An 11479-nucleotide genomic window follows, 5' to 3' on the forward strand; every position below is an offset into this window, starting at 1 on the left:
TGGTATTAATCCTCTATACCACTCTGAATAAGTCTCTGAACATTTACTTATTCAGAGTGGTATGAGTTCTCAAAATTTAAAGCATGAGCAAGGAAAGTCGGAATGGAAAATGTGTATAACTTTAGTGCTGGACCAGCAGGTTTACCAAAAGCGGTCATGGAAAAAGCGCAGGCTGAATTCGTTGATTGGAATGAACTTGGCACTTCGGTGATGGAGATCAGCCACCGAAGCAAGGAATTCATCAAGGTTGCTGAAGAAGCAGAACAAGATCTGCGAGATCTTCTTAATATTCCAAACAACTATAAAGTTCTGTTTTGCCAAGGTGGTGCTCGTGCTCAGTTTGCTGCAGTTCCTCTTAACCTTCTTGGCGGTGCTAAAAAAGCAACGTATATCGATGCAGGCTATTGGGCTGAAAGTGCGATTGATGAAGCTAACAAGTACTGTGACGTCGATGTATTTAACGCAAAAACAGAAATAGATGGAAAGAGTGGCGTTCTAAACGCTTCAGAATGGGCAATCGACCCAGAGTCCGCTTATGTACACTTCTGCCCAAATGAAACTATCGATGGTATAGAAATTTCTGAGCTACCCGTGACTGATAAGCCTATCGTAGCGGATATGTCTTCTAACATCTTGTCTCGCCAGATTGATGTGTCTAAATACGGTGTGATTTACGCAGGTGCACAGAAAAACATTGGTCCAGCGGGTATTTGTATTGCTATCGTGCGTGATGATTTGCTCGGGCTTGCACACGATCTACTACCAAGCTTTATCAACTACAAGATCCTAGCTGACAAAGACTCGATGTTTAATACACCGCCTACGTTTGCATGGTACTTGTCAGGATTAGTATTCAAGTGGCTGAAAGAGCAAGGTGGTGTGGCTGCCATGGAACAAACTAACCGTGAAAAAGCGGAGATTTTGTATGGCTACATCGATGATTCGAACTTCTATAAGAATGATATTCATCCACAGAATCGCTCTCGCATGAACGTGCCTTTCCAATTAGCAAAACCAGAGTTAGATGCACTGTTTCTTGAACAGGCTGAGGCTCGTGGCTTAGTTGCTCTGAAAGGTCACCGCGCGGTAGGTGGCATGCGCGCATCTATCTACAATGCAATGCCGGTCGAAGGCGTGAAAGCGTTAGTTGAATTCATGAAAGAATTCGAAGCAACGAACGCGTAGAATTCTTCCATCTGGCGAGATATTAAAAAAGCTTAGCCCAAATGGTCTAAGCTTTTTTGTTACTTGAATACTCTTCGCAGCTTTTCACTGCGATGAGTATTGCGATTAGGTAGGACGATTAACGACGTTTTGGTTTGCGTCCTGTCGCTGGTTTACCGCCGTGACTCGCTGGTTTTCCACTTTGGCCAGTAGGTTTTCCACCACGGTTATTGGTCGGTTTGCTTGTTCCACTTTGCGGGTTGTTCGCACCTGGCTTACGTTTGCCATTTCCGCTTGGTTTGCTACCCGAGCCATTCATCTTCTCAAAGCCTGGCTGGCTTTTCGTATGTTTGGTCGCAAATCGGTTAGAGCCATGGCGACCCGACTTACGGCGCTGTGCAGGAGTAAGCGCATCGCTGTCTTCCGAAGGAACCAGACAGCTTGGCTTGTCACCGATAAGGTGTTTTTTACCCATGTTCACCAGTGCTTCGCGAATAATTGGCCAGTTCGCTGGATCGTGATAGCGTAGCAACGCTTTGTGCAGGCGACGCTGACGTTCACCCTTAGCTACTGGCACTTCCTCGCGTTGCTTATATTTAACGCGTTTCAGAGGATTAGTCTCTGAGTAGTACATGGATGTCGCGTTACACATAGGCGATGGGTAGAAGTTCTGTACCTGATCACACTCGAAATCGTTTTTCTTCAACCAGAGTGCTAAGTTCAGCATATCTTCGTCTTCTGTACCCGGATGGGCAGAGATAAAGTAAGGAATCAGGTACTGTTTCTTTCCGGCTTCCGCGCTGTATTTTTCGAACATCTCCTTGAAGCGGTCATAGGTCCCCATGCCCGGTTTCATCATTAGATTGAGTGGGCCTTTCTCTGTATGCTCTGGCGCGATTTTTAAGTAACCGCCTACATGGTGAGTGACCAGCTCTTTGACATATTCAGGAGATTCGATCGCTAAGTCGTAACGTACGCCAGAAGCAACCATCACTTTGTTGATGCCTTTCACTTGGCGTGCTGCACGGTACAGATCGATGGTGTGTCTGTGGTCTGTGTTTAGCTTGTTACAAATTCCCGGGAACACACAAGATGGGCGGCGACAGTTAATCTCCGCCTTAGGATCGCTACAACCCAAACGGTACATGTTTGCAGTTGGTCCACCCAAATCAGAGATTGTGCCTGTAAAGCCAGGAACCTTGTCGCGGATCTGTTCTAATTCGTTAAGAATAGATTCTTGAGAACGGTTTTGAATAATTCGACCTTCGTGCTCTGTAATTGAGCAGAAAGAGCAACCACCAAAACAACCGCGCATGATATTGACCGAAGTCTTGATCATGTCGTAAGCCGGGATTTTAGCTTTACCGTACATTGGGTGAGGCACACGCGCATACGGCAGACCAAACACGTAATCCATCTCTTCAGTTGAGAGTGGGATCGGCGCTTGGTTAACCCATAATTCTCTGTCACCGTGACGCTGGATTAGCGCGCGACCAGAGTATGGGTTTGTCTCTAGGTGCATGATTCGGCTAGCGTGCGCATACAAAATGCGGTCGTTGTTTAGCTTTTCAAACGGAGGTAAACGAACAGCCGTTGTTTGAGCATCGTGTCGAGACGGACGAATGGTAATCGGTTTTGCTTCAGGCTCTTCTGTCTTCGCTTTCGTCTCACACTGTTCTTCTACCGCGTATGGGTTTGGCGGGATGAACGCTTCTTTACGTGGCTTTTCAATACGAGAAGAATCCACGATTTTATAATTTTCAGGTTCCGCAGGAAGGTTGACTGCAGTTCCTCGAACATTGGTCATTGATGAAATTTCTTCACCATTTGCTAGGCGATGGGCAACTTCAACAAGTGCACGCTCAGCGTTACCAAACAGGAGAATATCAGCCTTCGCATCAAATAATATAGAGCGGCGAACTTTGTCAGACCAGTAATCATAGTGAGCCAATCGACGTAGGCTGGCTTCGATACCGCCTAGTACAATAGGTACGCCCTTGTAGGCTTCACGGCATCGTTGAGAATAAACCAGAGTCGCACGATCTGGGCGTTTGCCACCTTCGTTGTTTGGCGTGTAGGCATCATCATGACGAAGTTTGCGATCTGCGGTATAGCGGTTGATCATGGAATCCATGTTGCCTGCTGTAATACCAAAAAACAGGTTAGGTTTCCCTAGTTCCATGAAAGCGTCTTTAGTATTCCATTCTGGCTGTGCGATAATACCGACTCGAAACCCTTGGGCTTCAAGCAGTCGACCAATGATAGCCATACCGAAACTTGGGTGATCGACATAAGCATCACCCGTCACAATGATAATGTCACAGCTATCCCATCCAAGGGCATCCATTTCTTTTCGGCTGGTAGGCAGAAAAGGTGCATTGCCAAAGCACTCTGCCCAATATTTCTTATGCTCGTGAATAGGAGTAGTTTTGCTGTACATATTTTGTTCTCTGTTTCAAGGAGCGCGAATTATAGCGACTTGAAGCTGATGTATCTACCACAACATATCCCTAGTTTGTTTAGGTTATTCTTACGCTTTAAGGCCGTGAACGTAAAAGGCATGCAACTCTCTGGTTTAACGTGCATTAAATGAGTCAGTCATGGTTTATGGCTACATATCTTCAAGCATAAATTTACGCTAGCACGTTAAGTTTGTTATTATCCGACCCCATTAAAAATAATACAGACTCGATACATCATGGTTCAGCAATTGTTAGCGGTTATCGCTCCTATGCTTTTCGGCGCGCAGCTTATCCTGACGCTCATTCTTGTGAAAGGCGATATCTGTCCGGGGCAACGCGGACGTATTCATAAAATCCTGCCTGCAATTGCGATTCTTTGGCTCGCGGTTGCGTCACTTAAGATTCAGGCGATGCTGGTGGTATTTGCCATCGCGTATTTCTACTCAAAAGTACAAACTAAAAAGACCCGTGACCAAGGCCCTATGTGGGTGATGTATTTGGCTAACGGTTTGGCCTTAGCTTATATCGGCATTATGGTTGGTGAACAGCAGAGTATCGCAGCAGGATTCAATGTACTGGTGCAAGTTTTCTTGTTGGGCGCGTTGTTTGCACATCTACTCCTTACGATTGCCAGAACGCGATTGCAAGCGTTTCACCGAATTTTACCTGTCTCGGGCGTGCTATCGGCGATGCTGATGTCGTTGGCGATATTACTTAAAGCCTCGGGTCTGGGGGATGACATGTTGGTATCTGCTACGCAGCCATTGTTGATTGGTCTGGCTCTGTTGATTTCTGCGATTGTTATCTGGTGTTGGCATATGCTGCTATCGAAAGATGTGCAGAAAGTGCAGTTAAGTATCGCATTGGTGGCTATGTTAGCTGCGACAACCTTCAACCAGGGATTGTTTGTTCTTTAGAACTGACTCACTTTAAATTTGTCGAATTGTAGCTACGCTTGTTTGTATAAGGTGAGCAGAGGAGTGCAGCTATGGATCTGAGCAATGTAGGCGGTTTGGATAGCATCATCCTATTGGGTATCGTTAATGAGAAGCTGCGACTTGAGTGTGATAGCTTTGAAGAATTGGCGAGCATGTACGAAATGGATGTTGAAAGTGTGGTAGGCAAATTAGACGTTCTTGGCTATCAATATGACCCGCTAACCAATCAGTTTAAATCTTACGACAGGTAACGCTTAGTCGTTGCAATACAAAAGCAATTCAGCAAAGGAGGCCAGGTGCCTCCTTTGCTATTTCCGGCTATACGGTTTTAATCCCTTCCAAGTGACTCTTAGATTGTTGCCTCGCAGTGCTGAAGAAGGCTTGTAAATAGCGCTTGTTTCTATCTGAATGACGTACGGCAGCAAACAGTCTGCGCCATAGCCCATCGCCCAAAGGAATGCTGGTGATCAAACCTTGACGTGAAAACTCGCTGATCGCCCAGTTGGGCAGTGCCGCGACACCTAACCCTGCTGAAACCATTTGCACTAACATCAAGGTGTTATCGGCTTGCTTCCATCTCGCAGGTTCAACTCCCGCAGGTTGCAAGAAGTGTTTGACCACATCCAAACGGTTTTTCTGTACAGGGTAGGAGAGCATGGTTTCGTGGCTCATATCTTTGGGTTCGATATATGCCTTCTCCGCCAGCGGATGATTGGTCGCTGTCACCAAGCGCATTTCAAAATCAAAAAGTGGCTCATAGTGGACTTCAGAACGCGGTTGAATGTCTGAAGTAATGACCAAGTCTAGCTCGCCATTCATTAATGCTGGTAATGGTTCAAAACCAAAGCCGGACGAGAAATCGAGCGTCACACTAGGCCATGCGACCTGATATTCACGCAATGCAGGCATTAACCATTGGAAACAAGAGTGACATTCGATCGCCATGTGCAGTCGCCCGTTCACGTCTTCTTTCAGGCTGGCAATCTCGTTTTCAGCTTTGGCCAGTTTTGGCAGGATGTCATCAGCCAGTTTTAACAATATGTCACCTTCAGAGGTGAACTTGACCGGGCGCGTTTTACGCAGAAATAACTGCCCACCAATGCGAGATTCTAAATCTTTTATTTGATGTGATAACGCTGACTGAGTGAGATGCAATGAGGTTGCGGTTGCAGTCAAGGAGCCAGTATCGCGTAATGAGGTTAGCGTTTTTAAATGTTTAAGCTCTATCATGAATTCCCTTCAACCTTGTCCATTCTTCATGAGGAACCCTTAACTTACCTTTTAATTCAAGCCATGTAAACATCTAGATGGCTAAATGCACATGCATCACAGTATGATCGGATTTTAATGATAGTGTTATTCACCATGAATTTTCTTAATAAACAAGTTGAATAATTGGATGTTGTAGAGATTGGGGTTTAGAGAGATAGTTTGGCCATCCAGACATCTTCGATAGTCAGTTGTTTAATGTCGATGCAGCGTCTGACCGAACAAAAAATCAACGTCTAAAAAGGATTATGAACATGGCTATAACAACGCACATTCTAGGCTACCCGCGAATCGGTGAAAAACGAGAACTCAAATTTGCATTAGAAAAATACTGGCGCGGTGAAATCGATCAGGCTGAACTTAAAAACGTAGGCACAAACTTACGCCAAAAGAACTGGGCTACTCAGGCTCAAGCTGGGCTAAGTTTTGTTACTGCTGGTGACTTTGCATGGTACGACCATGTTTTAACAACAACTCTGTTACTTGGACACGTGCCAAAACGTCATCGTAGTGGCTTCCCTGATCTAGACACGCTGTTTAAGGTTGGGCGCGGGCAATCTCAGACAAGCTGTGGTTGCAGTGGAAGCGCTGCGTCAGACATGACCAAATGGTTCAATACCAATTATCACTACATCGTGCCTGAATTCAGCAAAGACGATAGCTTTGAAGTCAGTTGGCCGCAACTGTTTGAAGAAGTAAACGAAGCAATTAAAGCTGGACACAAGGTTAAACCAGTACTGCTAGGCCCAATCAGTTATTTGTATCTGGGTAAAGAAGTGGAAGAAGGCTTTGACCGTTTGACACTCTTACCACGCTTACTGACTGCTTATCAGCAAATTTTGGCAAAACTGGCCAAACAAGGTGTTGAATGGGTACAAATCGACGAGCCAATTCTCTCTCTAGAACTGGAAAAAACGTGGTTAGATTCATTCAAACTGGCTTATCAAGTGATCCGTAGCGATGTAAAAGTGCTACTGACAACTTACTTTGATTCGGTCACCGACTCTTTAGATAAAATTGTTGAATTGGATGTTGATGGTTTGCATGTGGATCTGTCTGCTGCTCCAACACAACTACAGCAAGTGGCGGATAAACTGCCTGAAGGTTGGGTATTGTCTGCGGGTGTCGTCAATGGCCGTAACGTATGGCGCGCTGATCTAACGACGCTTCGTGAAACTCTGCAGCCGATTAAAGACAAGCTAGGTGACAATCTTTGGATCGCAAGTTCTTGTTCACTGCTTCACAGCCCAGTAGACCTAGAGCTTGAGCCGTCATTGTCTGAAGACGTACAAAGCTGGTTCGCTTTTGCAAAACAGAAAGTGACCGAAGTCGCTCTATTGGGTAAAGCGTTAGAAGGTGATCAAGAGGCAATCTTAGCGAGTGATACCTACAGTGCGCCAATTCAAGCACGTAAAACGTCGAAAGAAGTTAACAAGCCACAAGTTCAGGCTCGTTTAAGTAAGATTACTCAAGCATTGGGTGAGCGTAGTGCGCCTTATGCAGAACGCGCAGCGCATCAGGCAGAAGTACTGGGCTTGCCTCTGTTCCCGACCACGACGATTGGTTCTTTCCCTCAAACAAGTGAAATTCGTGTTCAGCGTAGCGCGTACCGCACTGGTCAGCTATCTGAAGGTGAATACGTAGAAGCGCTTAAAGGGCATATTGCGGATGCGGTGAAACGTCAAGAAGCACTGGATCTGGATGTACTGGTACACGGCGAAGCAGAGCGGAATGACATGGTGGAATACTTTGCCGAAAACCTAGCGGGCTTTCAGACAACCAAATTTGGTTGGGTACAAAGCTACGGCTCTCGCTGCGTAAAACCAGCCATTGTTGTCGCGGATATCGAACGTGAAAAACCAATCACGGTTGAATGGTCGACTTATGCTCAGTCACTGACATCTAAGCAAATGAAAGGCATGCTGACTGGACCTGTTACGATTCTTTGCTGGACATTCCCACGTGAAGATATCTCGCGTAAAGAAATCGCTGACCAATTGGCGCTAGCGCTACGTGATGAGGTGTCTGATTTGCAAGATGCTGGCATCAACATTATCCAAATTGACGAACCGGCGATTCGTGAAGGTCTACCGCTTAAGAAACGTGACCATGCGGAATACTTAAATTGGGCAGTCAACGCGTTCAAAATTTCGGCAGCGAGTGCGAAACCAGAAACACAAATTCATACACACATGTGTTACTCAGAGTTCAATGAAATTATTGATTCGGTAGCAGCATTGGATGCAGATGTTATTACCATCGAAACTTCACGTTCGAACATGGAGCTACTTAAAGCGTTCGAAGAGTTCAATTACCCGAACGAAATTGGTCCTGGTGTTTACGATATTCACTCGCCAAATATTCCGAGTGAAGATTGGATTGAAGGTCTTATCAACAAAGCCGCTGAAAAGATCCCTGCGAAGCGTTTGTGGGTAAACCCAGACTGCGGACTTAAAACACGTAACTGGGCTGAAACTGAAGCATCGCTTGCTAACATGGTTTCAGCAGCTAAGAAGCTACGTAAAGAGTTTGCTGAGCAAGCATAACGTTCACTTCTTTTTAACGAACAATGCCGGCCTATTTAGGTCGGCATTTTTATTTAGGGAGGTATAGGGTAGGACGCTCCCCAAAAAGCGTAGATTTTAGCGTACAAACACAGGTTGAAGTTACGACCGTTCCCCCTTGGCTTACCGTTCAAAAATCGCTCACGAAAGATCAGCACGCCCTAATGTAATGTTAAATTTATGTTCAATTAGTGAGATTTTTGTTGTTCTTTTACTAATGTCTAATATTCCTATCGATAGCAACACATGCTTAATAAGCTCAAATCAATAAAGGTGCTCGATAGCACCTAGGGTGTCGTCTCGTATTGGTCGAGGGTCTGTATACCAAGTGAAGCTCTAGTTGACATAGTTCAACTTCGAAACATAACAAAGGATAACTCAATGTCTGACACAAATAAGACCTTTTACAGGGATGTGCGCAAAAAACCGCATGAATTTGAAAACCGAGAAGACTTTCTAAACCATGATTTAACCGTCATGAGCTTTCGTCGCTGGGGTATTCATTTGCCATCACGTGATTACAGTATTGAAATCGAAGACTGGGTACCTGCATTAGCCGCCACCATTGGTAAAGTGGTTATGGTAACCGCTATGGTTGCCGCCTTTGCTGCTCAGTTCGGCTTATCTCCGGAGTTCGTTGCAGAAAACGTGCGTTACGAACTGCTTATTGCGGGCGCTCTGTTTGTTATCCTGTTTTCTGCAATCCTAAACCCGAACGCAAACTTAGCTGGTACTCACGGCCCAATGATACCGCTGATTCCTATGATTGCAGCCGCAGGGGGGCACCCTCTGGCCCTCGGTTTGATGGTATGTGCTTTTGGTTTAATTCTCGCTTTTACTAAAGGCGGTTCTAAACTCATGACCCTGACTGGTATTGGGGTTCGAGGTGGGTTACTGATCTACCTCGGCGCAGTGGGGTTGATTGGACAGATTAATAAGACTGAAGCGTGGGCTGCAAGTACGGACCAAGGTTACATCTCGTTTGTGGTTATTGGTCTAACGGTTATGGTTTATGCCTACTTAGCCAAGATCAACAAACGTTGGTTGGCCATCCCACTGTGTTCTGCACTCGCGGGTATTGTTGCTTATGCGATGGGCGCTGAGTTTGCTTTTACCACCGAGCCGGGCCTGCCTAATTTCAGCCCATTCTACTGGTGGGGTGAAAATACCGGTTGGCAACTAGGCTGGCCAACCCTAGAGCACTTTATTGCTGTTACTCCATTTGCTCTACTCGCCGTCGCTATGTGGTCTCCTGACTACCTCGGGCATCGTGTTTTTCAAGAACTTAACTATCCAAAAGAAGCGAAAGGCGTACTAATGGATGTCGACGACACTATGGTCGGAGCGTCTGTTCGTCAGGGTGTTGGATCATTATTAGGTGGCGGTAACCTAGCTTCTTCTTGGGGTACGTACATGATTCCAGCCGCAATTGCCAAACGTCCTATTCCTGGCGGCGCGTTGTTAACGGGTTTAATGTGTATTGCCGCGGCAGTCATTGGTTACCCGATGGATCTCGCGATGTGGGAGCCTGTTCTACGCGTTGCACTAATTGTCGGTGTATTCTTACCACTTCTTGAAGCGGGTATGCAGATGATCCATAAGCATAAAGATTCACTCAGTGCAGGTATCTGTATTTTTGCTTGTGCATTTGTTAACCCAGTATTCGGCTGGGCAATAACTATGCTGTTGGATAACCTCGGACTTATCGGCGACCATGAGCGCGCTAACGAGCTATCAGGCAAAGACAAATACCTGATTCCTGGCGTTGCCTTTATCATTTGCGCTGGTTCTCTTGCTGTAGTCGGTCAGCTTCCTGGGATTCCTGCTCTGATTGGTTAATAGAATCTCGTACTAAAGGCATAGATGGTCACCACCTATGCCTTTTCTCATTCCGGCTCTACTCTGCAACTCGTTTATGTCCTGCATCGAGATAGCTATTTGTACATTCACTTTATGACCATTCTTTAAGCGCCACCTAGATGGCGCTAGAATTATAAAAATTGATGATCGCCTGAATTTGGAATGGCATGTTTATTCAATCGGGGCTAGCACTCGATTGTCACCAGAACTGAACGCGATAGTTTGGCTGATTTGCGTCAGGCTACGACCACTTTCCGCTTGCCACTGAGCAAACGCTTGGTTGGCAGCTTGTAGAGAGCGTTTTGTGTCTTTACCGCCTTCGATCACTTTGCAGCTGCGCAAATATGCCTCAACGTCACCAGAGAGAATAAATGTATCCACTCCCAGTTGACGTAAAGAATAGGGGCCTGTGTTCCCACCAAGTCGACTACCGAATTTCTTTAAATATGCCCACAGCTCAGTGATCTCCTCACTTGGCCAGTTGGCAACCATATTTCCGAAAGAGCCATGTTTTAACGATGCTTCATGGATCATCTGCGCGTTGGCTTGAATCGATTTGACCTTGGCGTGGTGACGAATAATGCGTTTATCAGAGGCTTTAGTATCCCATTGCTCATCAGACAACAATAGCAATGGCTCGATTTGGAAGCCAAAAAACACCTCTTCGAAATTTGGCCACTTGTTTCTTACTACGCTCCAAGAAATACCACTTTGGAACACTTTCATGCTAAATGCGGATAACCAGCGATCATTGGGGATGTCGGCAACTTGTTCTTTACTTAGCGGTGTAGAAAGCAGCGCTTCTAGTTTGTCTTCGCCACCTTTGCGTTCGGCTGCTCGGCGATAAATGTCGTCGAATTTTTCAAATGCCACTGTATTGTCTCCCTAACACTGCGCTAACAAAATATAACCGACTTATGACATTCTATGCTGTGTAGCGATTAAAGTCTGCGACAAATACGGGAGATGTTGATTCATGAAGAATTTTTTAGTTGTGCTTGTCGCTAGCACCTTGTTAGCAGGCTGTCAGCTTACTCGAGTTGAAGGCGAGTATAGGGACGTTGAAGTGAAGGTGAACACCAAAGGTGACCGATATGGCAACGATGACAGGCACCACGATGGGCATTATCAAAAAAGATTTTGTCCTCCTGGGCAAGCCAAAAAAGGCAACTGCTAAAAGAATCAGGCCAGAGTTTAACTCTGGCCTGATTCTTTTTATCTT

Annotated in this window: 9 protein-coding genes; 6 read left to right on the top strand and 3 right to left on the bottom strand. The window is 45.7% G+C overall.

Annotated features, from left to right (window positions below; translation table 11 throughout):
* Positions 1 to 102 precede the first annotated feature (102 nt).
* Entirely contained in the window at positions 103 to 1185 is a 1083-nt protein-coding gene (gene serC, locus NP165_RS05335; RefSeq protein WP_257085278.1) for a 3-phosphoserine/phosphohydroxythreonine transaminase, read from the top strand.
* 118 nt (positions 1186 to 1303) lie between these two features.
* Here serC and NP165_RS05340 read toward each other — a convergent pair whose 3' ends face one another.
* Positions 1304 to 3604, bottom strand: coding sequence for a YgiQ family radical SAM protein (locus NP165_RS05340; RefSeq protein WP_257085279.1), 2301 nt, complete (start codon positions 3602 to 3604; stop codon positions 1304 to 1306).
* 258 nt (positions 3605 to 3862) lie between these two features.
* Here NP165_RS05340 and NP165_RS05345 point away from each other — a divergent pair, with 258 nt between their 5' ends.
* A complete protein-coding gene (locus tag NP165_RS05345) occupies positions 3863 to 4543 on the top strand; it encodes an HI_1241 family integral membrane domain (protein ID WP_257085280.1) in 681 nt (226 codons plus the stop codon).
* Between the two features lie 71 nt (positions 4544 to 4614).
* Positions 4615 to 4815: a DUF4250 domain-containing protein gene (locus NP165_RS05350; RefSeq protein WP_257085281.1), complete on the top strand. Its 201-nt coding sequence runs from the start codon at positions 4615 to 4617 to the stop codon at positions 4813 to 4815.
* Positions 4816 to 4882: 67 nt separating this feature from the next.
* Here NP165_RS05350 and metR read toward each other — a convergent pair whose 3' ends face one another.
* Positions 4883 to 5794: an HTH-type transcriptional regulator MetR gene (metR, locus tag NP165_RS05355; protein ID WP_257085282.1), complete on the bottom strand. Its 912-nt coding sequence runs from the start codon at positions 5792 to 5794 to the stop codon at positions 4883 to 4885.
* A 293-nt stretch (positions 5795 to 6087) separates the two neighbouring features.
* Between metR and metE the strand changes: the two genes are divergently transcribed.
* Positions 6088 to 8379, top strand: coding sequence for a 5-methyltetrahydropteroyltriglutamate--homocysteine S-methyltransferase (gene metE / locus NP165_RS05360; RefSeq protein ID WP_257085283.1), 2292 nt, complete (start codon positions 6088 to 6090; stop codon positions 8377 to 8379).
* 399 nt (positions 8380 to 8778) lie between these two features.
* Positions 8779 to 10236 (top strand): DUF3360 domain-containing protein, encoded by a 1458-nt coding sequence (locus NP165_RS05365; RefSeq protein WP_257085284.1) that lies wholly within the window; start codon positions 8779 to 8781, stop codon positions 10234 to 10236.
* Positions 10237 to 10428: 192 nt separating this feature from the next.
* Here NP165_RS05365 and NP165_RS05370 read toward each other — a convergent pair whose 3' ends face one another.
* Complete coding sequence (locus NP165_RS05370; RefSeq protein ID WP_257085285.1) at positions 10429 to 11130, bottom strand: DNA-3-methyladenine glycosylase I; 702 nt, start codon at positions 11128 to 11130, stop codon at positions 10429 to 10431.
* A gap of 103 nt (positions 11131 to 11233) precedes the next feature.
* Between NP165_RS05370 and NP165_RS05375 the strand changes: the two genes are divergently transcribed.
* Positions 11234 to 11434 (top strand): hypothetical protein, encoded by a 201-nt coding sequence (locus NP165_RS05375; RefSeq protein ID WP_257085286.1) that lies wholly within the window; start codon positions 11234 to 11236, stop codon positions 11432 to 11434.
* Positions 11435 to 11479: the final 45 nt, after the last annotated feature.

The organism is Vibrio japonicus (assembly GCF_024582835.1).
GTDB lineage: Bacteria > Pseudomonadota > Gammaproteobacteria > Enterobacterales > Vibrionaceae > Vibrio > Vibrio japonicus.

Coding starts and splice junctions, on each gene's coding strand:
- serC (WP_257085278.1), top strand. CDS start 103: ATGGAAAATGTGTATAACTTTAGTGCTGGACCAGCAGGTTTACCAAAA.
- NP165_RS05340 (WP_257085279.1), bottom strand. CDS start 3,604: ATGTACAGCAAAACTACTCCTATTCACGAGCATAAGAAATATTGGGCA.
- NP165_RS05345 (WP_257085280.1), top strand. CDS start 3,863: ATGGTTCAGCAATTGTTAGCGGTTATCGCTCCTATGCTTTTCGGCGCG.
- NP165_RS05350 (WP_257085281.1), top strand. CDS start 4,615: ATGGATCTGAGCAATGTAGGCGGTTTGGATAGCATCATCCTATTGGGT.
- metR (WP_257085282.1), bottom strand. CDS start 5,794: ATGATAGAGCTTAAACATTTAAAAACGCTAACCTCATTACGCGATACT.
- metE (WP_257085283.1), top strand. CDS start 6,088: ATGGCTATAACAACGCACATTCTAGGCTACCCGCGAATCGGTGAAAAA.
- NP165_RS05365 (WP_257085284.1), top strand. CDS start 8,779: ATGTCTGACACAAATAAGACCTTTTACAGGGATGTGCGCAAAAAACCG.
- NP165_RS05375 (WP_257085286.1), top strand. CDS start 11,234: ATGAAGAATTTTTTAGTTGTGCTTGTCGCTAGCACCTTGTTAGCAGGC.